This is a genomic window from Prevotella sp. LCP21S3_D2, assembly GCF_052118345.1.
Lineage (GTDB): Bacteria > Bacteroidota > Bacteroidia > Bacteroidales > Bacteroidaceae > Prevotella.
Map to the genome: position 1 here is coordinate 1 of NZ_JBQKHJ010000038.1, position 24,966 is coordinate 24,966.

18 protein-coding genes are annotated in these 24,966 nt (G+C 44.2%); 7 read left to right on the forward strand and 11 right to left on the reverse strand.

The window, feature by feature from the left end; genetic code table 11:
- The first annotated feature begins 329 nt into the window (after positions 1-329).
- Both ACTQ16_RS15255 and mutS read left to right on the forward strand, forming a co-directional pair.
- A complete protein-coding gene (locus ACTQ16_RS15255; protein WP_294972198.1) occupies positions 330-1,394 on the forward strand; it encodes an AAA family ATPase in 1,065 nt (354 codons plus the stop codon).
- Positions 1,395-1,484: 90 nt separating this feature from the next.
- Complete coding sequence (gene mutS, locus ACTQ16_RS15260; protein WP_441938214.1) at positions 1,485-4,148, forward strand: DNA mismatch repair protein MutS; 2,664 nt, start codon at positions 1,485-1,487, stop codon at positions 4,146-4,148.
- Positions 4,149-4,228: 80 nt separating this feature from the next.
- Here mutS and lgt read toward each other — a convergent pair whose 3' ends face one another.
- A complete protein-coding gene (lgt, locus tag ACTQ16_RS15265; protein WP_441934029.1) occupies positions 4,229-5,092 on the reverse strand; it encodes a prolipoprotein diacylglyceryl transferase in 864 nt (287 codons plus the stop codon).
- Between the two features lie 18 nt (positions 5,093-5,110).
- The gene (gene ychF, locus ACTQ16_RS15270) at positions 5,111-6,214 is read right to left on the reverse strand and encodes a redox-regulated ATPase YchF (RefSeq protein WP_217759984.1); all 1,104 of its coding nucleotides are present in this window, start codon (positions 6,212-6,214) and stop codon (positions 5,111-5,113) included.
- 170 nt (positions 6,215-6,384) lie between these two features.
- On the opposite strand from ychF, the gene ACTQ16_RS15275 reads away from it, so the two are divergent.
- Together ACTQ16_RS15275 and ACTQ16_RS15280 are read left to right on the forward strand one after the other, a co-directional pair.
- The gene (locus tag ACTQ16_RS15275; RefSeq protein ID WP_294972206.1) at positions 6,385-6,822 is read left to right on the forward strand and encodes a nucleotidyltransferase substrate binding protein; all 438 of its coding nucleotides are present in this window, start codon (positions 6,385-6,387) and stop codon (positions 6,820-6,822) included.
- Positions 6,823-6,889: 67 nt separating this feature from the next.
- Positions 6,890-7,210: a nucleotidyltransferase domain-containing protein gene (locus tag ACTQ16_RS15280; protein ID WP_294972209.1), complete on the forward strand. Its 321-nt coding sequence runs from the start codon at positions 6,890-6,892 to the stop codon at positions 7,208-7,210.
- 140 nt (positions 7,211-7,350) lie between these two features.
- Here ACTQ16_RS15280 and dinD read toward each other — a convergent pair whose 3' ends face one another.
- From dinD to rd, 7 genes are all read right to left on the reverse strand, one after another.
- On the reverse strand, positions 7,351-8,187 hold the full coding sequence (gene dinD / locus ACTQ16_RS15285) for a DNA damage-inducible protein D (protein ID WP_295346402.1): 837 nt from the start codon (positions 8,185-8,187) through the stop codon (positions 7,351-7,353).
- 193 nt (positions 8,188-8,380) lie between these two features.
- On the reverse strand, positions 8,381-8,617 hold the full coding sequence (locus tag ACTQ16_RS15290; RefSeq protein ID WP_441938216.1) for a hypothetical protein: 237 nt from the start codon (positions 8,615-8,617) through the stop codon (positions 8,381-8,383).
- 265 nt (positions 8,618-8,882) lie between these two features.
- A complete protein-coding gene (locus tag ACTQ16_RS15295; protein WP_441938217.1) occupies positions 8,883-11,300 on the reverse strand; it encodes a DEAD/DEAH box helicase in 2,418 nt (805 codons plus the stop codon).
- Between the two features lie 467 nt (positions 11,301-11,767).
- The gene (locus ACTQ16_RS15300) at positions 11,768-13,975 is read right to left on the reverse strand and encodes a hypothetical protein (protein WP_441938219.1); all 2,208 of its coding nucleotides are present in this window, start codon (positions 13,973-13,975) and stop codon (positions 11,768-11,770) included.
- Positions 13,932-15,002 carry a hypothetical protein gene (locus ACTQ16_RS15305; protein ID WP_441938220.1) on the reverse strand — a complete coding sequence of 357 codons (1,071 nt, stop codon included), beginning with the start codon at positions 15,000-15,002 and terminating at the stop codon, positions 13,932-13,934. Before ACTQ16_RS15305 ends, ACTQ16_RS15300 begins: the two co-directional genes overlap by 44 nt.
- Before the next feature lie 140 nt (positions 15,003-15,142).
- The gene (locus ACTQ16_RS15310; RefSeq protein ID WP_153121941.1) at positions 15,143-15,532 is read right to left on the reverse strand and encodes a desulfoferrodoxin; all 390 of its coding nucleotides are present in this window, start codon (positions 15,530-15,532) and stop codon (positions 15,143-15,145) included.
- A gap of 83 nt (positions 15,533-15,615) precedes the next feature.
- A complete protein-coding gene (gene rd, locus ACTQ16_RS15315) occupies positions 15,616-15,780 on the reverse strand; it encodes a rubredoxin (protein WP_153121942.1) in 165 nt (54 codons plus the stop codon).
- Positions 15,781-16,168: 388 nt separating this feature from the next.
- On the opposite strand from rd, the gene ACTQ16_RS15320 reads away from it, so the two are divergent.
- Positions 16,169-17,443 (forward strand): alpha-L-fucosidase, encoded by a 1,275-nt coding sequence (locus ACTQ16_RS15320; protein ID WP_254880914.1) that lies wholly within the window; start codon positions 16,169-16,171, stop codon positions 17,441-17,443.
- A gap of 150 nt (positions 17,444-17,593) precedes the next feature.
- Here ACTQ16_RS15320 and ACTQ16_RS15325 read toward each other — a convergent pair whose 3' ends face one another.
- Positions 17,594-18,364, reverse strand: a complete 771-nt coding sequence (locus tag ACTQ16_RS15325; protein ID WP_294971527.1) for a copper homeostasis protein CutC — start codon at positions 18,362-18,364, stop codon at positions 17,594-17,596.
- 212 nt (positions 18,365-18,576) lie between these two features.
- Here ACTQ16_RS15325 and ACTQ16_RS15330 point away from each other — a divergent pair, with 212 nt between their 5' ends.
- Positions 18,577-21,312 carry a transglutaminase-like domain-containing protein gene (locus ACTQ16_RS15330; protein WP_441938222.1) on the forward strand — a complete coding sequence of 912 codons (2,736 nt, stop codon included), beginning with the start codon at positions 18,577-18,579 and terminating at the stop codon, positions 21,310-21,312.
- Positions 21,313-21,504: 192 nt separating this feature from the next.
- On the opposite strand, the gene trhA is transcribed toward ACTQ16_RS15330, so the two are convergent.
- Complete coding sequence (trhA, locus tag ACTQ16_RS15335) at positions 21,505-22,161, reverse strand: PAQR family membrane homeostasis protein TrhA (protein WP_153121946.1); 657 nt, start codon at positions 22,159-22,161, stop codon at positions 21,505-21,507.
- A gap of 282 nt (positions 22,162-22,443) precedes the next feature.
- Here trhA and ACTQ16_RS15340 point away from each other — a divergent pair, with 282 nt between their 5' ends.
- On the forward strand, positions 22,444-24,639 hold the full coding sequence (locus tag ACTQ16_RS15340) for an alpha-galactosidase (RefSeq protein ID WP_441938224.1): 2,196 nt from the start codon (positions 22,444-22,446) through the stop codon (positions 24,637-24,639).
- Positions 24,640-24,966: the final 327 nt, after the last annotated feature.

Here is a 24,966-nt window from a genome sequence, read left to right on the forward strand (position 1 = left end):
GAAGCCTATCAAGAAAGTTTTTAAATCATTGAATAAGCAGTTGGATTCCTTTGGACTCTTCAGCCATTCTTACTTATCTATTGATGGTAGTAAGTTCAAGGCTGTAAATTCAAAGGATAACAACTATCCACTATTTAATTTATCCTTAAAATCTCTAAATAATACCTTAGGGTAACTTACCTTTTGGTAATATTTATGCCAAGAAGAACTTAGTAATAAGTTTCTTACTAAAAGATAGCCTACGGTTCCTTTAAAAAAGGCTAAATATTACCCTAGGGTAATTTACCTTTGGGTAATATTTAGTAACTTTGCATCAAATTACTAGGAATATGACAGCATATCAATCTCCATTTCAATTCGGTACGCTAGCTACCAACGATAATTTCATCGACCGTGTGGAAGACAGGGCTTTGCTGAAGCAATTGCTGTCCTCTCATATCAACGTGATGCTTATCTCACCACGCCGATGGGGCAAGTCGTCGCTAGTCAAGAAAGCGATGAGTGAATTAGCTGATGAGGACAAGAGCGTGAGAGTCTGTTACATAGATGCTTTTAGCATCGGTTCAGAGGCTGAGTTCTATCGCACATTTGCCAGTCAAGTTATAGCTTGTGCTTCTTCTAAGATGGAACGATGGATGGAGGATGCCAAGAAGTTTGTACCGCAAGAGCGAGACAAGATGACTATCCTGCAACTTCCCGAAATGCTGGCAAAGGAAAAAGGTATCAAGATTATCGTCTGCATAGACGAGTTCCAGCAACTGGCTAATCTCCCAGAATACAAGGACATGGAAGGAAAAATGCGCTCCGTATGGCAGCAGCAACAGCTCACCTCTTACTGTCTCTACGGCAGCAAGCGAAATATGATGCTCAACATCTTCAACAATGCCAACAGTCCTTTCTATCGCTTCGGACAAGTGATATTCATGCAGAAGATAGCCAAGAAACATTGGATTCCATTCATCCAACAATCGTTTGAGAAAACGGGCAAGTCTATTTCCGTTGATTTGGCAGATAGAATATGCAACACAGTATCTTGCCATTCCTGGTATCTGCAACAACTCTGCTATTTCATCTGGAGTTTCACGGCTTCAGAAGTAACCGAGGAGGTGTTTGCATTAGGCTTAAAACAGGTGCTCAACATCAATACCCCGATGTTCCAAAACGACACGGAGAACCTGAGTTCCACACAGATAGAGATGCTCAAGGCTATCGCCGATGGAGAACAACATTTCTCATCACAAGCTGTCAAGCAAATCTACAATCTCGGCAATCCTAACACAATAGTCAAAAACAAGAAGACGCTCCAAAACAAGGACATCATCGAAAAACAAAATGATGACTTTGTATTTGTAGACCCGATATATTGCATTTGGTTCAAAGGGGAATACTGTTAGGAATATCCAATTCGTCCACCACAATAAAAATCGGTCTCGACTGACGACATAATAAGAAACAAAATATAAAGATATAAAAAGAATAAGATAATGGCAAACGACAATAAAGGGCTTACACCGATGATGCGACAATTCTTCGAGATGAAAGCAAAGCATCCCGAGGCATTGCTGCTTTTCCGCTGTGGCGACTTCTACGAAACTTACTGCGAAGATGCGATAGAGGCTTCCCGAATACTCGGCATCACCTTGACCCGACGTAACAACGGTGGTTCGGCTGGTGGAGCAGAGATGGCTGGATTCCCTCATCATGCTCTCGATACTTATCTGCCTAAATTGGTGCGTGCAGGTAAGCGTGTGGCGGTATGCGACCAGCTGGAAGACCCGAAGAAGAAACGACTGGAAATAAAGGGTAAGAAGGGACTGAGCCAGATGGACAAGATGGTGAAGCGAGGTATTACTGAACTCGTTACACCGGGTGTGGCGATGGGAGATAACGTGCTGAACTACAAGGAGAACAACTTCCTGGCAGCCGTACACTTCGGCAAGACCGCCTGCGGTGTGAGCTTTCTGGATATCTCGACCGGAGAGTTTCTTACCGGCGAGGGAACCTACGACTATGTAGAAAAACTGATGGGCAACTTCATGCCGAAAGAGGTGCTCTACGACCGCGCCCGAGTGAATGACTTCGAGAAATATTTCGGCAGCAAATACTGTACCTTCGAACTGGATGACTGGGTTTTCACCGAACAGACAGCCCTGCAGAAACTCCTGGGACATTTCAAGACAAAATCTCTGAAAGGTTTCGGTGTAGAGCATCTCAAGAACGGCGTGATAGCCAGTGGTGCCATCATGCAGTATCTCGAGATTACCCAGCATACACAGATTAATCATATCACCGCCCTTTCACGTATTGAAGAAGATAAGTTCGTGCGTATGGATAGGTTTACTATCCGTAGTCTGGAGCTGGTTGCCCCTATGCAGGAAGACGGTTCTTCTCTCCTGAATGTCATCGACCGTACGGTAACGGCGATGGGCGGACGTATGCTCAGACGCTGGCTGGTCTTCCCATTGAAGGACGTTAAACCAATCAACGAGCGTCTCGACATCGTGGAATATTTCTTCAAGGAACCGGAATTCCGTCAGCTTCTCGATGACCAGCTGCATCGCATCAGCGACCTGGAGCGTATCATTTCCAAAGTAGCCGTGGGTAGAGTTTCGCCACGCGAAGTGGTTCAGCTGAAGAATGCACTCGAAGCCATCCAGCCTATCAAGGTGGCTTGTCAGCATGCCAAAAATGAAGCCTTGAAACGGATAGGGGAGCAGCTCAACGTATGCGAGACCTTGAAGGACCGTATCGCCAGAGAGATTCAGCCCGATCCGCCACAGCTTGTCAATAAGGGTGATGTGATTGCCGACGGTTTCAATGCCGAACTTGATGACCTTCGTGCCATCAGCCGTCATGGCAAGGATTATCTGCTCAAGATACAGGAGCGGGAAATAGAGAAGACGGGCATCACCAGCTTGAAGGTAGGTTATAATAACGTCTTCGGATATTATCTGGAGGTGAGAAATACCTTTAAGGACAAGGTGCCTGAGGAGTGGATTCGCAAGCAGACGCTGGCTCAGGCAGAGCGATATATTACCCAGGAACTGAAGGAATATGAGGAAAAGATTCTCGGTGCTGATGAAAAGATACTGGTATTGGAGGCACAGCTCTTCAACGAATTGATTGTTGCCATGCAGGAATATATTCCTCAGATTCAGATCAATGCCAACCTCATCGCCCGTATGGATTGTCTCTTGTCCTTCGCCAAGACATCGGATGAAAACCGCTATGTGCGTCCTGTTATCGACGATTCTGAGATTCTCGACATCAAGCAGGGTCGTCATCCGGTGATAGAAACCCAGTTGCCTTTGGGCGAGCGCTATGTTCCGAACGATGTGTTGCTGGATACAGAGAAGCAGCAGGTGATGATGATTACCGGTCCTAATATGGCAGGTAAATCGGCGCTTTTGCGTCAGACGGCTCTTATAGTCTTGCTGGCTCAGGTAGGATGCTTTGTTCCGGCAGAAAGTGCGAGGGTTGGACTGGTTGACAAGATATTTACGAGAGTAGGAGCCAGCGACAATATCTCTCTGGGTGAATCAACCTTTATGGTAGAGATGACCGAGGCAGCTAATATATTAAATAATGTATCGCCGCGTTCATTGGTTCTCTTTGATGAGTTGGGAAGAGGAACTTCCACCTATGACGGTATTTCCATAGCCTGGGCTATCGTGGAGTATCTGCATGAACATAAGAGGGCACAGGCACGTACGCTCTTTGCCACTCACTATCATGAGCTCAACGAGATGGAGAAGATTTTCCCTCGCATCAAGAACTTCAATGTGAGTGTAAAGGAAGTGAACGGCAAGGTTATCTTCCTGCGTAAGTTGGAGCCGGGAGGCAGTGAGCATTCTTTCGGTATTCATGTGGCAGAGATTGCCGGAATGCCTCGCAGCATCGTAAACCGTGCCAATGTGATTCTCAAGCAGTTGGAGGAGGATAATGCGGGTGTTGGTGGTGCCGGCAAGCCTAATGTGCAGCGCATTGATGAGCCTAAGGAGGGTGTACAGCTCAGTTTCTTCCAGCTCGATGATCCTGTGTTGACGCAGATACGTGATGAAATCCTCGGTTTGGATGTCAACAATCTTACCCCGGTAGAGGCATTGAACAAGCTCAATGACATCAAGAAGATTCTACTGGGAAGATAAAAATATAAATCCCTCCCCGTGGCAGCAGATGCTGTTGCACGAGGAGGGATTTTTATAATCTGAAAATAAGTCGTCTAATATTATTTTGCCTCTACGTTCTTTTCTTTCGCTCTCTTTGTGCTGGAAGCAATGCTCCATACACCGGCGATGATGAGCGGAATACTCAATATCTGTCCCATATCCATAGGCAAGCCTGCCTCGAATGCCACCTGAATCTCCTTCGTATATTCGATGAAGAAGCGGAAGGTGAAGATAAGGGTAAGGCAAAGACCGAAATAGAAACCGGTTCCAACGCTCTTAGGACCTCTCTTCTTATAGATGAAGAGGATGATGAGGAAGAAGCAGAAATAAGCCAATGCCTCATAGAGCTGACCTGGATGGCGTGGATACTGGTCTTCGCGAACGAAGATAAACGCCCAAGGCACATCGGTAACCTTGCCGATAATCTCTGAATTCATCAGATTGCCCAAACGGATAAAAGTGGCTGTAATGCCTGAGCAGATACCCATATTATCGAGCACTACCCAGCCGCTCACCTTCATGTTGCGGCAATAGAGCCAGATGCCGACGAACATGCCGAATACACCTCCGTGGCTAGACAGTCCCTCATAACCCGTAAATTTCCAGCTGCCGTCTGGCATGTGGTGGATAGGTATCAGCATCTCGATGAAGTGATCCCACTGGGTGAGGAAATATTCCGGCTGATAGAAGAGACAATGTCCCAGACGGCCACCTATCAATACACCGATAAAGATGTAGAGAAACAGTGGAGAGAACTTCTCATCTGAAAGCCCCTGCTGCTTGTAGAGCTTGCTCATGAGCAGATAGCCCAGCAGCAGACCGATCATCCAGCAGGTGGAATAGTAGCGGATGGTCATAGGACCCAGATGAGCCAGGATAGGATCTGGGTCCCATACGATATAGTTAAGCAGATTTGCTATCATAACTGTAGAAGAATAGGATTATACATTGAAGCGGAAGTGCATGATGTCGCCATCCTGTACGACGTACTCCTTGCCCTCGATACCGAGCTTGCCAGCCTCACGTACAGCAGCTTCAGAGCCATACTTGATATAGTCATCATACTTGATAACCTCTGCACGGATGAATCCCTTCTCGAAGTCGGTATGGATGACGCCGGCACACTGAGGAGCCTTCCAGCCCTTGTGATAGGTCCATGCCTTGACCTCCATCTCACCAGCGGTGATGAATGTTTCGAGGTTCAGCAGGGCGTATGCCTTCTTGATGAGTCGGTTTACGCCGCTCTCTTCCAGTCCGAGTTCTTCGAGGAACATCAGCTTGTCCTCGTAGGTTTCGAGCGATGCGATGTCTTCTTCTGTCTTTGCAGCGATGACCATGCACTCAGCACCTTCTTCCTTAGCGATTTCCTCTACCTTCTTGCTATACTCGTTGCCGGTCTTGGCAGAAGCCTCGTCAACATTGGCTACGTAGAGCACTGGCTTGGTAGTGAGGAGGAAGAGGTCGTGAGCCACCTTCTGCTCTTCCTTGGTTTCGAAAGTAACGCCACGGGCGTTCTTTCCCTGCTCCAGAACAGCCTTGTAAGCCTCCAGAACGGTAACCATCAGCTTAGCATCCTTATTGCCGGCAGCAGCAGTCTTCTGCTGCTTGGCGAGCTGAGATTCGATGGTTTCCAGGTCCTTGAGCTGCAACTCTGTATCGATGACGCTCTTGTCCTCCAAAGGATCAACCTTAGCGCCACCTTCGCGAACGATGTTGTCATCGTCGAAGCAGCGGATTACGTGGATGATAGCATCACACTCACGGATATTTCCCAAGAATTTATTACCAAGACCTTCGCCCTTGCTGGCACCCTTTACGAGACCTGCGATATCTACGATTTCGCAAGTGGCTGGGACGATGCGTCCAGGGTGAACAATCTCTGCCAACTTGTTGAGTCGCTCATCAGGTACGGTGATGACGCCCAAGTTTGGTTCGATAGTACAGAAAGGGAAGTTAGCTGCCTGTGCCTTAGCACTAGACAGACAGTTGAACAGTGTAGACTTACCCACGTTTGGGAGGCCTACAATACCACATTTTAATGCCATTTTATCTTTAAACGTTTAAATATTTGGGTGCAAAGTTACACATTATAAATGAAAGATACGAAGAAATCGTGGAAAATTAACTAAAACTTGGGGCATGAGACAAGAAAAAGGGCTGGTGGTATAGGTTTTCTCAATAACTTTTCTTACCTTTGCGAAAAAAATCAAGGCTTATGTCAGAGAATCAAGATATACGATGGGTACAGCGATTGAGCAACTATGACAAGGCGGTTACTCGATTGCAGAATGCAGCCAGGATAGTTTCTACGGAGAAACAATTCAGTGGCGAAGTGGATGACCTTTTGAAAGAAGGTCTGGTGCAACGCTTTGAATATACTCAGGAATTGGCATGGAAAGTGATGAAGGATTATGAGGAATATCAGGGCTATACCGATGTGCAGGGTTCAAGAGATGCTATCCGCAAGGCTTTGCAGATGGGTATCGTAGAGGATTCTGCCTGGATGAGTACCATTTCATCCCGTAATCTTACTTCTCATTGTTATGATGAAGAGGAATTCAATATGGTATTGAACCAGATTATCCATGATTATCTTCCGATATTCGTAAAGTTCAGCGAGAAGATGAATGCCATCAAGGCTTCTGATGTATAATTTCTCCTGTTCTTGTTTATCTCTTTTGTTTCGGTAGTTTAGAAATGAATCTCTTTGATATTGACAGATGAAAAAATATGGCATAGAAGAGGGAGACTGGAAGAAAGTGTTCTCGGTTTTCTCTCATTTCCCTCATATCAGTAAGGCAATACTTTTTGGCTCCAGGGTTAAAGGAACCAACAAGCCTTTTTCCGATGTGGATATCGCATTGGTAGGCGAAGCCTTGTCGCTTACTGACTTGCTCCAACTCAAGAATGAAATAGATGATTTGCTCCTGCCCTACGAGTTTGATTTCTGCATCTATAAGGATTTGAAGAATGCTGATTTCAAGAGCCATATTGACAGGAGAGGGGTAGAGATATATGATAGAACTTCTCGGGAATTATAATAGAAGTCGTTGGAAAAGATATGAGAAATCATTGGAAGATATAGTATCTAAGGCCACACATCAGCTGTTGTGCGGGCGTTGAACAGCTGATGTGTGATGAAATTCTTACATCTTCTCTAGTTGTAGAATTGTGATGGATATTATTTCTTTTTGCTATTCTTTTTGGTCAATGTCTTTTCGTCAGATTTCAATCTGCGTTCTACTTTCTTGACATCTTCACCTGCAGGAAGATTTTCTGGCACAATGCCACGTTGGAGCATCATATTACGAACAGCCTTATTATTATCGACATGCTCTTGACAGATAGTTTGCTGACCATGTAAATCCTTTTGCTGAACGTTGACAGAAGTCATTTCTGCAGCAAAATCTTTGGCTTTGATATTGAGTGTAGGGAGGAAATCGGCGAGAGGCCTGCTGTTGGGAGCACCCAATTTTCGTTTGAGAAGAGCCGTGTCGAGATTAAACAACGCCTTGTCGCCCAAGGAGCGAATGATGGCAAAGCCTTTGCTGTCCACACCTCTTTCATATAATACACCAGAGAGACGCTTTTCTGTTTCAGCAAGTTTTGCACGTGCTTGTACACGTTCGTATTCCTGCAAACGCTTTTGCACCAATTCTGCTCGGCGAGTTTGTACGGCAAAGTAGTTTTGGGCAAAAGAGATTTGTGGCTTGCGTGGATCACCGTTTTGGGCAATGAGATAGCAAGCATAACGAGTCAGCATGTAGTCTTTGACTTCACGCTGAGCACCTTTAGCAAGAGGTATCATTTTCCCAACGCCGGGAAAATGATATTCTACCATTTCGCCAGCGTTGATACAAGCGTCTTTAGCTCGCTCGATGACTCCTTCAAATCTTTCCCATTTGGAATAACCCAACACTTGTGCAAGTTCTCTTGCACTCCAACATTCTACGCCTTCGTATTCGTTGGCAATAGCTTCAAATTGCTCGAACAATTCTTTGATTTCTTCTTCCTTCATAATTGCTTATTTTTATGATATTTCGGCAAAGTTACGCTTTTTATTTGGTTGTAGCAAGGTATAGGTTATTTATTTCCTTCTTTGCTCATCAATAAATACTTGTATCTCTCCTAAATTTCCAATTTCTTTTGGTAGAACAAACATATTTTAAACGTTAGTCTGCTACAAGAATATTCTGTGTAACTCATATCGTTTAATTTTGAAAAGACTTCTTGGCTTCTGTCAAACTGTTATATAGCTCATCGTCAAACTCTCGGATGTCTTCGTCAGTCAATACTCCGTCATAGTATAGGTAACATACGGTGATGTAATATCTACCTCCTGACATCCCATCGTATCGGCGAGCGATATGCTTGTCGAATTGGTATACCTTATCATATAGTTTGAGGTATGCATCGTGAGCATCCTCTTCTGATGCGTTCTTGTTCATGAAATCTTTGGTAGATTACATGAACTTGGCGCACTCTCGCTGCAAGCCCAAATTAATGAGCTTGCGAGCTGTTTTCTTCTGAGACTTCGTTAATTCGATAATGTTCTAAACGTTTCTTTTCCTTTTTAGTTTTGTTTCTTTTTGACATACATTCCTTGCAGATGTGCAGTTTGTGTCCTTTACCACTGAACGACTCGTTGGATTTATACTCTCCACACATCTTGCAATAATGTCCTTGGTGCTTATGTTTCTTTTTACCCATGACTTATTTTGCAAACAACTTACCGATGAGATTCAGAAGGTTAGAAACAGTCTCTTTGCTCTCCACTGGTATCTTGATGGAGGTTTCGCCTGTCTGCTCGTCTTTCTCAACGATGGAATCAACCAGCTGGGCTGTGGCTTCTGGCGACTTTAAGGTTTCGGCTAAGCCTGAGAGGAAAGATATTCCCAGGGCAACCAAATCCTTTGGCTCACTTGAGCGATTAGAGACAGATTCTCTGTTCGAAGATGAGTTCGTTTGCTGCTGGATGGAAACCTCTTCTTTATTCTCGTTAGATTTATGTTTGTTGCGAGCCTTCTCTGTTTCTTCGTCCTCTTCCACCATACCGCTCACTGTTTCCATCATCTTGCTGAACTTATCATCTGTGATGAATACAGAATCTTCGCCGTCATCAAGAACGCCTTCAAACATGGAGGTCTTGAAACGCAACTTACCGAGCATTTCCTGCTCGATGGAATCAGGTGTTACGAGATTGATAACCTGGATGTTGTTCTGCTGACCAAGGCGATAGATGCGCCCGATACGCTGTTCGAGAACGGCAGGATTCCAAGGCAAGTCGATGTTGATGATGGTAGCGGCTGACTGCAGGTTCAAGCCTGTGCTTCCGGCATCAGTAGAGAGGAAAACCCGGCTCGATGGTTCGTTCATGAAATTATCTACCAGGTTTTTGCGCTTTTCGGATGGCACGCCACCATGCAGATATTCAAAGCCTATTTCTTTTTTCTCCAGTTCCTTGGCGATGAGGCGGGTCATGCGTTCCCATTGACTGAATACCACAACCTTTTCACCTTCCTCGCTGATAATGTCGCTGATGATGTTCACGCATTCATCCACCTTGGTGTCGTATCTCGTCTTTTGGTCGAGGATATAACTGCTGTCACATACCATGCGCATCTGTGAGAGGAAGAGCAGGAGACGCTTGCGGTCTTTATCGGATAGGAAATGCATCCTGCGCCATTTCAGAACCAGGAGACGTACCTGGTTCTGCCACTCCTGATGCATCTCCATCTGCTCGTTGGTCATCGGAATGAAAAGGTTCTTGTCAGAACGCTCAGGCATCTGGAGTTTCACATCCTTCTTGCGACGACGGATGAGAATATCGCCCAGCTTCTTGCCTATGTCGTTTAAGTTCTTATAACCCAGAACTTTTCCTGTTTCATCAGTAATGATATGCTTGTCTTTGAAGAGGTAGTAAGGGGCAAGGCGGAAATTATCAACAAACTCCACGATAGAGTAGAGTTCATCGAGCTTGTTCTCCAATGGGGTACCGGATAGAATTACGGAGTAATCTGATTCTATCTTTCTTGCCGCACGGGAAATCTGCGTGTTCCAGTTCTTCAGGCGCTGCACCTCGTCCATGATGAGCATATCGGTTTGCAAACAGCCGAGTATCTTGATGTCATTGGCGGCACTATTATAGGAAATAATCTTGTAAGGTTCCGGGCGATTGTACGCTTCCTTTCTCTTGAGATGACTTCCCTCTATGACGAAGACTTCGGCATCAGTAAACTTCTTGATTTCACTTCGCCATTGATATTTGAGCGAGGTAGGGCAGAGGATGAGTACAGAGCCAATAAGACCTTCCTTGCGTAGCAGTTCGGCAGTACCTATAGCTTGGATTGTCTTTCCGAGACCCATCTCGTCGGCAATGATAGCCTTTCCTGCCTTTGCAGCAAAGCGGATGCCCTCTTTCTGGTAAGGATAGAGGTTTACTTTCAAAAGATTGTTGAGTTTCTCGTCATCGTATGTCTTCACAATCTTCATTCTTTTCGCTTTTTCGCGAATATCGATGATAAAGTCAATGGCATCTTTATAGCATCTGAATGTATCGCTGATTTGGCGAGCTTGTTTCAAGAAAGAGCCAATGCGGGCATAGGCTGATTTCTTCAAGACATGGTTCTTGTCAAAGTAATCTTTGGCTAACTGTTCGTATGCCTCCTTGTTGTCTGAGCCGATACGAATCTTTACGCATCGCTCATCCCGATAGGAGAGATAGACAGAAGTATAAGGTGGCAATTCCCGATGTACATGTACGCCCCTCTTTCCGCCAAACCATTTCTTGACGGCTTCGATATGTTTGCAAGTGCCGAGTCTCGAAGTCTTGAAATCCATGCAGGAACAATAATTCCATTCGCTGTTGGCTCCACGATACACCACCTTGTACTCGTTGTTCTTTTCAGGGTTGCGAACGATATACTCTCCAGGGCAAAGGGTGTCATCAACACAACTGATATCGAAGTGCTCGATATCGGTCACCTGCTTGCGCAGTTTGATTTGCCATTCCTCTAAAGTCATGTTTTCTGGTTTCACGATATGCGAAACCTTGACTTTCTTCTTTTTCTTTGTAGCCTTCTTGGTGCTGTTACCGTCTTGGTTAGCTGCCTGCTTATTATTCTTTGCCATTGTTATGTTGCCTTATTTCAAACGTTTAAATATATTTAATGCAAAGATACACATTATGGATGAAAGATACAAAGAAATCGTGGAAAATTAACTAAAAATCATAGATGAGGGAAAATTGATGTTGGAAAAACAAGTGAAACGCTGAAACACTTGCGGATGCAGGAAGATATAGGAGAAGACGTTGAGGTATATAGGGATAGTCTTCAAAAGATATAGGGATAGTTGTCGAAAGATATAGGAGAAGTACCTGGAAGGTATAACAGAAGTCTTTGAGACATATAATGGAAGTTTCTAGAAGATATAGCAGAAATTGTTGGAAGATATAGTATCTAAGGCTGCACATCAGCTGTTGTGCGCTTGCACATCAGGTGATGTGCGCTTGCATAACAGCTGATGTGCGAGTGTTGGACGGCTGATGTGCGGTGAAAAAGTTACCATTTTCCCAATGCTGGGAAAATGGTAAGAGATTAGAGATTTTTTTCGAATTGCTTCAATACATCACATCGGGTGGTGTATTGATCCACGATTTCCGGATGTTGACGGCTGAACTGGCTCCATTCCATCATTGCCTGATATTGAGCGGATTGTGGCTGGAGAAGCTTCTGCTCGTTCCAGTTGGCATCGTATGTAATTTTGAACCATGGATCGATGCCGATGGATGAGAGGGCATAGAGCGAATGATAGCGAAGCGTAAGATTGCTGCTTTGCTTGCTCACCTTGAGATATTTCTGAGCGATGGCTGCGAAATCGGCTTCGCCTGTGCGGGCACTATCGGCTACGCTCTTGCCATAATGGGTAAGATACCAGCAGTCGCCATAACAGGATGCCTGATAATAGCGGGTGGCAAGTTCATAGGCAAGTTTCTCTCTGACTTCGCCTTCACGAGCCACATTGTATTGGCTGATGAGCTGGTTCATCTCCTTACAGAATTTCAACTTCGGGTTCTCTTTCAGGTGGGCATAACTGCCCTGAATGCTCCACATATCCGAATCATTCACCTTCTGGTGGTTGAACCAGTAAGGCACAGCATAACTGCGCTTCTCGGCATAGAAACTGATGGCCTGGTTGTTGATGAAATCCAAAGAAATATCCTTCTGCCAGCGGGCAGCTTCTCCAAAGTTACCCTCGGCAAGATACTTGGTGCCTATCATATCCTTGAAGAAATCGGCATTGCGATAGAGCGACTGGCAGACGTATTGCTGAAAGGCATCCTGATGTTGAGCGGTGATGAAGCGATAGTAATCAGCAAGTTGCTGCGCAGAGAGCGAGTCGAGACGAAGGGCGTATTCCGATGAATAAAGATAGCGGCTGATGTATTCTTCATTCTGTTGCTCCTTGTAGAAGGTTCGCATGTAGGCATCCATCATGCCATACATCGCCGTAGCCATGCTTTCGTAATATCTGCCAGCTTCCTGCCGGTTTTCCTTTTTCGCCTTGTCTGCCATCGTCTTGAACCGGTTGTACAGGGCGCGGTAAGCCACGCGCTCCTTCACCTCTACATAGTGGTTGTCAGGATTGGTGGAAGAATCTTTTCTTGGGTTTTCTTCCTTTGCCATCTCGTTGAGCCATTTGAATTCGCCGACCAGATATTGCGGATAATCGCTATCCACCTGTGTGTTTCGGGTAGAAACCAAGAGGCGGATGGCTCTTGCATTATCCTTCATTCGCTGTGTTCCATCCAGGGCGACAGCTTCACTAATCTCCTTCCATGCTTCCTGCTGATATCCATAGAGATAATGAAGCATGGCGGTGGCAGAACGCCACAGACAAGGACTCTGCGTCTTGCCTTCTGCGATGACCTTGTTGGCAAAGGTGATGAAGTTGAGGGCTTCTTTCTGATAGATTACCTTGGCGCCTATTTCCTCAATCCACTCTTTATCTAACTGTTCTTTGGAGCGACTGTCTATTGTCTGCTGACTGTTGTTCACGAAATCCTGCACCAGATAGGTGAGCATTGCCGAGTTCGGATTCTTGAGATAAATGCTCTGGATGCCTGCAAGATTGCGATAGTTTCGGGCGAGTACCCTGATACTTGCCATATCTCCCTGCTCGGCATAGATATCGAGTGCCTGCTGGTGTTTCCCTGTTTTCCACAAAGCCCGGGCATAAATGTTGCGCATCGCCTCCCGCCATGGTGATTTCGGAAGTCGGGAGGCGATGGCATTCCAATAGGTGATGTTCTGCTGGTGAAATCCCTTCATCATATTGGTACGCATACGGAGCAGGGCGTACTGGCTCTTGAGTTTGGTACCCTTGTAGAGTTTGGTGACATTATTGAGTCGGGTAAGCGATTGTTGGGCCTGGAGCCGTTCCTGCTTTGATGCATAGTTCCAGACATTGGGATTCAGCTTTTCGCAAGTATCCAGATAATCGTTCAGGCGTCGGAGATAGGAAATCATTTCTGCATCCTTTTTGCGCTGAGCAACTTTTTGAATATATTTCTGGTTCCATCTGTAGAAAGATAAATCAGTAGAGGAGGATAAATAAGTAGAAGATGTTTTGTCGACATACTTCTGCCAGTAGCTGGCGATATCGTAGAGATACGCTGGCGAAGTCTGGTCGCGATTGAATACGCTGAACATATAATAGTTGTGATCAGAGTATTCGGCAACGCAGGCGTTGGCGTGGGTGTTAAATGCTGCTGCTATTACTCCTATGATTAAAAATCTTTTCATAATCTTCTGATTTAAATCGTTTGATATTATTGGTGTTGAGGTCGAAGAGGATTACCTCGTTGTTGATGTCTTCATTCTGGTGATTGATACTTCTGACGGCTTCCATGATGTCGCTCATTTCGGGCTTTCTTACTACGATGCTGTCGCTTGGCAATACGGGGAAATCATCATCAGCATGCAAGATGCCTACGAATTTTCCTTCTCTGAAGAGAACTCGCCAGCTGAAGAGAGGATAGGCGGCAGAGAGCGGTAACGGATAACTGCCCAGATGCTGGATGTAAGGAGCTACATCCTTCATGTCGAGTATCGGCTTTTGGCAACTTAACTGTTTTACATCGCCCGTATTATACATCATCAGGATGCCTCTATCCACAGGGGGTGGAGTCATCGAGAGCTGGTGTAACCGGATGGTAGCGGAAAGTTGCATCTTCTTGTCTTTGGCATTCTCCTTTAAAATATGGAGGAATTCAAAATAAGCTTCTTGCGTTGAAGCAGTCCAGTCGCAGTCTATCTGAATCTCTTTCACGTTCCCGATGTCATTGGCTTCGTTCATCTGAAGGATGCGGTTCAGAATCTTATCTGCGAGTTGCCGGGGTGTTTCATCTGAAGATTTCCCGCCCGATTTGTCGCTGCTGATAGGATTCGTCTTGGTATTTGCTTTAAAACAGTTGTTCACGATATAGACAACGGGGATAATCTCCATTCCTTTCGGCATCAGAGGTTCTTTCTCCTTTTCTTCAGTTGTCATATTTTCATCGGTTGTATCAAATTGCAGGGTAGCATTGGGCATGATTTCTCCATCCGCATCCCTTACCACATCAAAGAATCTAACGTAGAGTCGTTTGATATGGTGTTTCTGGATGAAGTTCATCTTGCTGCTGTCCATCTGCCAGGTTGTACTCCAATAGTAGGCGGAGCGCTGGTTTTCTGTTGTTGTATCTTGTGAACAGGAAATCAGACAGATGCAGGTGAATAATGCTGGCAGCAAGCGCATTGATGTAAGATCATTCCATATTCTTCTCATCATCTATAGCGTTTTGTCGGCAAAGATAGATATTTCCTGGCGAATGTGGCAAGAAATGAGATGTAAATAAAGTTAAAAAGGTCTCATATCATATTCCCTACATTGGGAAAACGATATGAGACCTTTTGTTGGTATGATGTTTTTTATCCTTCAATTACCCCTTTCCACAATCCGTGGAGATTGCAGTATTCGCGAGCCGTAACATCCTTGGCATCAGCGTTTGTCATGAAGATAGCCTCTGGCTTTTCACCCGGCTTCAACTCATGGCGGAGCACATCGGTAGGGGTGAGCAGCTCAATCCACTGGATGTAATGCTCTGGGAGCATCGGATGCTCCACGCTTCCTACTGTTACACGGTAACCGCCCTCGATAGGTTCAATCACAGGCACGTGCTTCTCCTTGGCGCCATCGCTGGTGTTTTCCTTCATGAGCTTCATTGGTTCACCGCAGCAGCTAAGCACGGCTCCAGGGTTCACTACTTCTACTACGTTGCCACAAATCTGGCAGCGGTAGATTTCTCTAACTTTTGTCATAATGGTTCCTCCTATATTAATATATGTGTTGCCTGAATATCAGGCGTTTCTTTGGATTATTTCTCCAAAAAGTTTTCTTCGGGTTACTCCTCAACGAGGCTGAAATCATCCTTGCCTACTCCGCAAAGAGGGCAAACCCAATCATCTGGGATGTCTTCGAATGCTGTACCTGGAGCGATGCCGCCCTCTGGATCACCTACTTCTGGATCATAAACCCAACCACATACGTCACAAACATATTTCTTCATAATGTTTTCCTTTCTTCTTTTGATGTAAATATTCTTGTTCTTTCATTCTCTATCAGATAAGTACTACAGCGCAATTCTCTGATAAACATTGCAAATGTACGATTTCTTTCTCTAATTCCCAAATAAATTTAGAAATATTATAAAAACATTATATATTTTAATCTTAGGGATAAAAGAGAACTGGGAAAAGAAGAGAAAGCTGAGAAAAGAAGAGAAAAAATAGAGTTTTTTCTGATTATCATCCTTATTATTAAAAAAAAGTTGTATATTTGCACCATTATAACTAACTATAACAACAACATTAATTATGGGAATTAAAATGAGTTTTAAGTCACAATTATGTGCTGCAATCCTTACTTTGGGTTGCTCTAGCCTAACAGCTAATGCCATGGTTGGGAATGATGCTGCCAAGGAAAACAAGATTCAGCATTATCAGCCATCTGCGGAAAATCTGGAATCCCGCAAGCAGTTCCAGGATGATAAGTTCGGTATCTTCCTGCATTGGGGATTGTACAGCATGCTCGCTACCGGCGAATGGACAATGACCAATAAGGACCTGAATTACAAGGAGTATGCTAAGTTGGCTGGTGGTTTCTATCCTTCTAAGTTTGATGCTGCCAAATGGGTGGCTGCCATCAAGGCTTCAGGTGCCAAGTACATCTGCTTTACCACTCGTCATCACGAGGGATTCTCTATGTTCAAGACCAAGTATTCTGATTATAATATTGTAGATGCTACTCCTTTCCGTCGCGACATCGTAAAGGAGCTGGCGGATGAGTGCCACAAGCAGGGCATCGCTTTGCACCTTTATTACTCTCATATCGACTGGTATCGTGAAGATGCTGTATGGGGAAGAACAGGTAGAGGTACTGGCCGTCCTAATCCGAAGGGAAACTGGAAGAGCTACTATCAGTTTATGAACAACCAGCTTACTGAGCTTCTTACCAACTACGGTAAGGTGAGATGTATCTGGTTTGATGGATGGTGGGATCAGGATCAGAATCCTAACTTCGACTGGCAGTTGCCTGAGCAGTATGAACTCATCCATCGCCTGCAGCCAGGTTGCCTGGTCATGAACAACCATCATTCTACTCCTTTCGAGGGTGAGGATGCTCAGGCATTCGAGCGTGACCTTCCTGGTGAGAACAAGGCAGGATTGTCTGGTCAGGACATCAGTCGTCTGCCTCTCGAAACCTGCGAGACTATGAACGGAATGTGGGGTTACAAGATTACCGACCAGGATTATAAGTCTACCAAGACTTTGGTTCATTATCTGGTGAATGCGGCTGGAAAGAATGCCAATCTGTTGATGAATATCGGTCCTCAGCCAGATGGTGAGCTTCCTGCAGTAGCATTGGAGCGCCTGGCAGAGATGGGTGAGTGGATGAAGACTTACGGCGAAACCATCTATGGTACCCGTGGCGGCATCGTGGCTCCTCATGATTGGGGTGTTACTACCCAGAAAGGCAACCGTCTTTTTGTTCATATCCTGAACTTGAAGGATAAAAGCCTCTTCTTGCCTCTTGGGAACCAGAAGGTAAAGAAGGCATTCGATTTTGCCAGCAAGAAGCCGGTGAAAGTTCAGAAGTGCGAAGGTGGTGTACTCCTGAATCTCGGTGAGGTTCCTACAGAGATGGATAAGGTTGTGGAAATTGCACTCTAAGATTGTGTGAATAATATATTGGAAAAGAGTCGTAATCTCCTGGAATATTGGAGATTGCGACACTTTTTTGTTTTGTGGGAAAACGCGATTTGCGTTATCGGAAAAATCCGTTCTTATTATCGGAAAAATCTTTTTCGTTATAGAAAAATCCTATCCCAAAAGGTTGGCGATAGTTTGCTTCACTCTTTCTGCAGATGTAACAGGAGAGTTGCTTTCATCAGCACCCTCGGCACCCATGTATACATTGGTATTGAGCTGCTTCATCTTGCTAGGTACGTTGACTCTTGCCGAGAAGTGATACTCGTGGATACCGGTAGCATCAAAGATGGTGCGGATGTTATCCTCGTTTACGCCACATCCGGCAAGGAGGATGATGCGACCAGCTGCTGCCTTCTTAAGTTCGGAAAGAAGCGTTATACCTTCTACTGCCTTTGGCTGCTGACCCGATGTAAGAATGCGGTCGCAACCCAGAGAGATGATGTCTTCCAAAGCCTTCTGAGGATTGGCGGCACGGTCGAAGGCACGATGGAAGGTAACGCTCATCGGTTTCTGTTCATTACCGCCTTTTGCCAGTTCCACGAGTCGGCGATTCGCTTCCATGTCCACTTCTCCATCTTCTGTAAGACATCCGATAACCACACCATCTACACCCAATTCCCGGCAAAGGCGAATGTCTTCTTCCATACGCTCAATCTCCAAAGGAGTATAGAGAAAATCTCCACCACGAGGGCGGATGATGACATGGAGCTTGGTTTGATGGAGTAATTTTCTGGCAATTTTTATTTCACCATACGATGGGGTCGTGCCACCTTCTGGTATGCCAGCACATAGTTCAACACGGTTGGCTCCACCTTCCTGTGCAGCCAGACAGCTCTCTACGCTGTTGGCGCATATTTCAAACTTAAAATCGTCTCTGTTCATAGTTTCAAATTCTTCTTTCAGTTTAGTTACTTGATTTCTTTCTAATTCTTTTCTCTTTTTACTCGATTTCTCGAATTTTTCTGCAAAGATAACATTTTTTCTTTTGGGATAGCTATTATTTCGAAAAAAAACATTATTTTTGCAGAAAGTTGAAATCGAAACATCAATATATTAACTGGAATATAGTAACAGAATTAAAAAGCTAACTAACAATGAGAAAATTTTTAGTAATGTTCGCTGTTATGTTTTTGGCCTCTTGGCAGACTATGATGGCGGCAAATGATCATTTCATTACCGATGCAGCTTATCGTACGAAAATGGAAACGGCCTTTCAACAAAAGGTCAAGTTGGTAGGTAAGCAGTTCTATGACCAGAAGATGCTCAAGCAGCAGAATGCTACCAGCGATGAGGCAGAGGCTTTGCAGTTTCTTTATGCTTACATGCCTTTAGCTGATGTTACTGACTATCCAACCAGCTTCTTCCTGGAAAACGTTCGATCTAGCTTCGAGGCACGTCAGCAGATGGCTTGGGGCAGCAAGGTGCCTGAGTTGCTTTTCCGTCATTTCGTACTTCCTGTTCGCATCAACAATGAGAATCTGGACAATTCCCGTATGGTTTTCTTCAAGGAATTGAAGGAGCGTGTGAAGGGTATGAGCATGAAGGATGCCATCCTCGAGGTAAACCACTGGTGTCATGAACGAGTTACTTATCAGCCATCAGATGGCCGTACATCAGCTCCTCTTTCTACCATTCGTTCGGCTTACGGACGTTGTGGTGAGCAGAGTACTTTTACCGTGGCTGCATTGAGAGCTATTGGTATTCCTGCACGCCAGGTTTATACTCCTCGCTGGGCACATACTGATGATAACCACGCTTGGGTAGAGGCTTGGGCTGATGGTACCTGGTACTTCCTGGGAGCCTGTGAGCCGGAAGCAGTATTGAATCTGGCATGGTTTAATGCTCCTGCATCACGTGCCATGCTGATGCACACCAAGGCTTTCGGTGATTATAATGGTCCGGAGGAAGTGATGCTCCGCACCTCTAACTATACCGAAATCAACCTCATCGACAACTATGGTTCTTCAGCTCGCATCGATTTCAATATCGTAGATGCAGCAGGCAATCCTGTTGATGGAGCGAGAGTAGATTTCAAGATTTATAACTACGCCGAGTTTAACACAGTAGTTACCAAATATACAGCTGCAGACGGCAAGACATTCCTTTCTGCCGGCAAGGGTGATATGATGATCTGGGCTTCCAAGGGTGGTAAATATGGTTTTGCCAAGGCTTCTTTCGGGAAAGACAAGGCAATAACCGTAAAAATGACCAATGAGGTTGGAAAGCAGATGAGTGCTTCTCAGCAATCTAATGCGGTAGCTTCTGCCAAGATGGTATTCTTCAGAGATTCATTCGATATCGTTCCTCCTCCAGAGAAAGCCAATATTCCTGAAGTTTCTCCTGAGGCAAGAGCTAAAAACTTAGAGCGTTTTGCTTACGAAGATTCTATCCGCCATGCTTATCTTGCTACCTTCTATAACAAGGAAAGTGCATTGCAGGCATTGAAGGATAATGGTCTTGCTTCTGGTTCTGAGGAGAATACTCAGAAGATGGTGAAATTCCTGGTAGGTTCAAGCGGTAACCATCGCGTTATCCTTTCTTTCCTGGTTAATCATAAGGATAATCTGAATCGTGCCATTGGCTTGCTCGGTACATTGAGCGCCAAGGATTTGAGAGATATGCAGATGGATATCCTGGAAGATAACTTCAATGCCAAGAGCGACCAGTTGTCTCCACGTGTAGAAAACGAGATGATCATTACTCCATTCAAGCAGTTCTTTGAGAAGGAATTTGCCAAGAAGCAGGTTGCTTTCAAGAACAATCCAAGTCTCTTGGTTGAGTGGGTGAAGAAGAATATCCGTATCAATCCTGATAAGAAGGCGCTCCAGATTGCTCAAACTCCTATCGGTGTATATCGTGCTCGCCTTACCGATGCTCGTTCTCGCAAGGTATTCTTTGTGGATGTTGCCAGAAGCTTGGGTATCGAGGCTCAGGTGGATGAGGTGACTAAGAAAACACAGTATAAGAATGCAAATGGAGGCGAATGGATTGACGTTGATTTCGACAATGCTAAACAGGAGGTGGCTGCAAGAGGCAAACTCGTTATGAAATATGCTGATAATGGAGCTATTGATGATCCTAAATATTATAGCCACTTCACCTTGCATCGCATTAATCCTGATGGTTCTACCTCTCTCTTGGAATATCCTGAGGAGGGATGCACTTGGAGCGGTATCTTTAAAAATGGGGTGGAATTGGATGAAGGCGACTATTCGCTTGTTACCGGTACTCGTCTTGCCAATGGTGGCGTGCTTGCAGAAATGCAGATGTTCCATGTTGAAAAGGGCGGTACAACTGTCATTGATATGCACTTACGTACTTCTTCTACTGAGGTTACTGTGATTGGTAATTTCGACTCAGAGTCGAAATTCATGTTGTTGACTAGCCCTGAGGAAAATGGTGGCTCCTTTGCATCTGCTACAGCTAATGCCCAGGAGGTAAGCCTTCTTAGTCAGACTGGTCGTGGATACTTCATTACGGGAGTGATTGGTGTTGGTCAGGAACCTACTAATCATGCTTTGAAGGATATTGCCAAAGTGGCTCAGGTTTTTGAGAAATGGAATCGTCCTATCGTTCTCCTGTTCGAGGATGAGGCGTCTGCTCAGAAATTCAGAATCTCAGAATTCCCTGGATTGCCAAAGAATATCATCTTTGGTTTCGACAAGGATGGGGCTATCCGCAAGCAGATTGTTACTAACATGAAGCTTCAGAATGCTAATCTCCTTCCTATGTTCATCCTTTCTGATACCTTCAACCGTGTGGTTTATATCTCTCAGGGTTATACCATCGGCTTGGGTGAGCAGTTGGAGACTGTTATTAAGAAACTGTAGTTGGTATCATCAGCTACAGCTTTCACCAGAAAAATGGAGAAGGAGGAATAAATAACCAAAAATCTCCTATATATAATTAGGTATACCCGTTGGCAAAATAATTAATTTTATTCAGCCAACGGGTATTTATGTATCTCTATATATAATTAATGTATAGAAGTGATTCTTGGTGGGAAATATTTCCGTAAAATACTAGATGTATTTCATGAGGATATCCCAAACTGCGATAATGTGGCAAACGCTTCCTGCTAAAACAAAGAAATGGAATACCGAATGCATATATCGCTTCTTGTTGATGCTGTAGAAAACGGCTCCCGTAATGTAACAGACGCCCTCTGCGATAATCCAGATAACTGTGGCTGGTGAAACCGAATCTATCAATGGCTTGAAAGCCACGAGTACGGATAACCCCATTCCTACAAAACAAATCGTTTCTAAGTTGCTGTGATCCTTGAGTTTTGCGAAGCTCATGACGGTTCCGGCAATGGCGCAGGTCCAGATAAAGATGAAAAGGCTCCATCCCCAATATCCCTGATCGCGCATCGCTATCAAAGTGATAGGCGAGTAAGAACCGGCAATATGCCAATAGATGGCTGCATGATCCCACTTGCGCAATCGCTCCTTCCATTTGCTCCAGGCAGAAATGGCATGGTAGGTTGTTGAGGCGATGTACGACATCAACATTCCAAACAGGTAGAGAATAATACCAGCTGTGGCCCATCCGTTATGTTGCGTAAAGCACCAATAAAGGAAAATGGCTCCAAAGACAACACCCAAGAGAATACCACCGGCATGCGACCAGGAGTTCCAAAGTTCCTCTTTATGATTGAAGTGTATTTTGAGTTTCATATTGTTTAATATCTTTTATTATTGTTGAACAAATATTGTTTGCGTGGCAAAGATACTAAGAAAAATCGAGTTGAGAGTTATTTTTAGGGATTGTTATGATATGAAAGGTGTTATTGTCTGTATCTGAAGTAAAAAGGTTTTGCTTTATTTGCCAGATGTATGCATTTTTGTGCTTTATTCCGAAAATAAATCAAGAAAGTGTTGGTGGTTACTGTTTATTTTCTTATTTTTGCATTTGAAAACTCTATAATGATAATAACTAACGACATATATAAAAATATGATGAAATTTAAATCAATTGCATTCTTGCTTATGACCATCGCCATGCCTGCGATGGCAGAGCAGGTTTCGGTGAATAGTAAAGGTATCTCGCTTGTTCTTGATGTAGAGAATGGTAAGCCTGCTCAGTATCTTTACTTCGGCACCAAGTTGAATAATCTGGATTTGGCTAATCTTAAGGTGGCTTCTAACGGTCGTATGGATGTTTATCCTGCATACGGTCTTAATACTCCAGCTGAAGCTGCACTCGCTATGCGTCATAGCGATGGTAATCTTTCTACTGCTCTCGTTGCTACTGGTAGTGAGGTGAAGAACGAAGGAAATACTACCGTTACTACGATTCATCTCAAGGATCCTGTATATAATCTTAAGGTGGATTTGAAATATCGCTCATACAATGATGTTGATATGATTGAAACATGGACAGAGATTGCTAACGGTGAGAAGGGAACTGTTACCCTTACTACATTTGCATCTGCTATGCTTCCTATCCGTCGTGGAGATGTATGGATGAGTCATCTTTCTGGTACATGGGCAGCTGAAGCACAGTTGAGCCATGAAAAATTGCAGCCTGGTGAGTTCGTTATCCGCAATAATGATGGTACTCGAAATTCTCATACCGACCATGCTGAGGTTATGTTCTCTCTGAATGGTAGGGGACAGGAAAATACGGGTGCGGTAATCGGTGCAGCGCTTGAGTATACTGGAAATTATAAACTCAAAACCGTAACCGATGATACCGAGTATCACTACTTCTTTGCTGGTATCAATGAACAAAACTCTGAGTATCACCTTAAAAAGGGAGAAACTTTCAAAACTCCAGCTCTTGCATTTACTTATTCTAATGAAGGTTTGAGCGGTGCTAGTCGTAATTTCCATAAGTGGGGACGTAAGTATGTTCTTGCTCATGGTGATAAGGAGCGAGATATTCTCTTGAATTCTTGGGAGGGTGTTTATTTCGACATCAACCAGAAGGGAATGGATCAGATGATGGCAGACATTCATAGCATGGGTGGTGAGTTGTTCGTTATGGATGATGGATGGTTCGGTAAAAAATATCCTCGTAAGAGAGACAATACTGCTTTGGGTGATTGGGTTGTAGATACCGAAAAATTGCCTGATGGTATTGAAGGTTTGCTCCGCGATGCAAAGAAAAATGGTGTGAAGTTTGGTATTTGGATTGAGCCAGAAATGACCAATACCAAGAGTGAACTCTACGAAAAACATCCAGATTGGGTTATCAAGGCTCCTAAGCGTGATGCTGTTGTTGGTCGTGGTGGTACTCAGCTGGTACTCGATCTCGGTAATCCAAAAGTGCAGGATTTCGTATTTGATGTAGTAGATGATTTGCTTACTAAGTACCCTGACATAGCTTACATCAAGTGGGATGCTAATATGCCAATCATGAATCATGGTAGTCAGTATCTTCCTGTTGCTGACCAGAGTCATCTCTACATCGCTTATCATCGCGGATTTTCTAATGTAATCGATCGCATTCGTGCAAAATATAAGGATGTTGTTATACAGTGTTGTGCTAGTGGTGGTGGTCGTGCAAACTGGGGATTCCTTCGCGGTTTCGATGAGTTCTGGGTAAGTGATAATACTGATGCGCTCCAGCGTGTTTATATGCAGTATGGTACCAGCTTCTTCTTCCCAGCCATCGCCATGGCAAGTCATATCTCTGCTGTGCCAAACCATACCGTATTCCGCACTACTTCTTTGAAGTATCGTATTGATGTAGCTATGAGCGGACGTCTTGGAATGGAAATCCAGCCAAAGAATATGACAAAAGAAGAAAAGGCGCTTTGTCGTAAAGCTATTGCTGAGTATAAGGAGATTCGTCCTGTAGTACAGTTTGGCGACCTTTATCGTTTGGTTTCTCCTTACGATAACCAGGGATTGTCATCTATTATGTATGTAAGTGAGGCAAAGGATAAGGCTGTTTTCTATTGGTGGAAGCTTGCTAATTTCTATAATGTTCATCTTCCTATCGTAAAGATGGCAGGTTTGGATGCTAACAAGATGTATAAGGTACGTGAGCTTAATGTTATTGATAATATACCTTTAGTTTTTGAGGGTAAGGCTTACTCTGGCAAGTTCTTAATGGAGCATGGTTTGGAAATGCCATTAGAGAATAATGTAGATTGGGGTAAGAAGACTGATTGGTCTTCACGTGTTCTTTATCTTGAAGCACAGTAAACAATAATAAAACTAAGATATATAAATATCTAATTATAGGGTGTATTGTAAATCAAACATGATTTATGATACGCCCTTTATTCTTCAAATTCTCTCATTTTTGTTTTTCTTATATTATTTAAGTCTGCGAGTACGCCTGTGCGCCCGCACGCATGCGCACTGCCTGCATGTATATAATAAAGTGAAATATCTGGAAAAATACGATAAATATCGCAAAAGTGTTAAAATACTGTTAATTTCTAAACTTTTTCTTGGAAATATTTGGTGGTTTCGGAAAATGTTCGTACTTTTGCACTCGCTTTTGAGAAATACAATATCTCAAGCATT

Coding starts and splice junctions, on each gene's coding strand:
- ACTQ16_RS15255 (WP_294972198.1), top strand. CDS start 330: ATGACAGCATATCAATCTCCATTTCAATTCGGTACGCTAGCTACCAAC.
- mutS (WP_441938214.1), top strand. CDS start 1,485: ATGGCAAACGACAATAAAGGGCTTACACCGATGATGCGACAATTCTTC.
- lgt (WP_441934029.1), bottom strand. CDS start 5,092: ATGATAGCAAATCTGCTTAACTATATCGTATGGGACCCAGATCCTATC.
- ychF (WP_217759984.1), bottom strand. CDS start 6,214: ATGGCATTAAAATGTGGTATTGTAGGCCTCCCAAACGTGGGTAAGTCT.
- ACTQ16_RS15275 (WP_294972206.1), top strand. CDS start 6,385: ATGTCAGAGAATCAAGATATACGATGGGTACAGCGATTGAGCAACTAT.
- ACTQ16_RS15280 (WP_294972209.1), top strand. CDS start 6,890: ATGAAAAAATATGGCATAGAAGAGGGAGACTGGAAGAAAGTGTTCTCG.
- dinD (WP_295346402.1), bottom strand. CDS start 8,187: ATGAAGGAAGAAGAAATCAAAGAATTGTTCGAGCAATTTGAAGCTATT.
- ACTQ16_RS15290 (WP_441938216.1), bottom strand. CDS start 8,617: ATGAACAAGAACGCATCAGAAGAGGATGCTCACGATGCATACCTCAAA.
- ACTQ16_RS15295 (WP_441938217.1), bottom strand. CDS start 11,300: ATGGCAAAGAATAATAAGCAGGCAGCTAACCAAGACGGTAACAGCACC.
- ACTQ16_RS15300 (WP_441938219.1), bottom strand. CDS start 13,975: ATGAAAAGATTTTTAATCATAGGAGTAATAGCAGCAGCATTTAACACC.
- ACTQ16_RS15305 (WP_441938220.1), bottom strand. CDS start 15,002: ATGATGAGAAGAATATGGAATGATCTTACATCAATGCGCTTGCTGCCA.
- ACTQ16_RS15310 (WP_153121941.1), bottom strand. CDS start 15,532: ATGACAAAAGTTAGAGAAATCTACCGCTGCCAGATTTGTGGCAACGTA.
- rd (WP_153121942.1), bottom strand. CDS start 15,780: ATGAAGAAATATGTTTGTGACGTATGTGGTTGGGTTTATGATCCAGAA.
- ACTQ16_RS15320 (WP_254880914.1), top strand. CDS start 16,169: ATGGTTGGGAATGATGCTGCCAAGGAAAACAAGATTCAGCATTATCAG.
- ACTQ16_RS15325 (WP_294971527.1), bottom strand. CDS start 18,364: ATGAACAGAGACGATTTTAAGTTTGAAATATGCGCCAACAGCGTAGAG.
- ACTQ16_RS15330 (WP_441938222.1), top strand. CDS start 18,577: ATGAGAAAATTTTTAGTAATGTTCGCTGTTATGTTTTTGGCCTCTTGG.
- trhA (WP_153121946.1), bottom strand. CDS start 22,161: ATGAAACTCAAAATACACTTCAATCATAAAGAGGAACTTTGGAACTCC.
- ACTQ16_RS15340 (WP_441938224.1), top strand. CDS start 22,444: ATGAAATTTAAATCAATTGCATTCTTGCTTATGACCATCGCCATGCCT.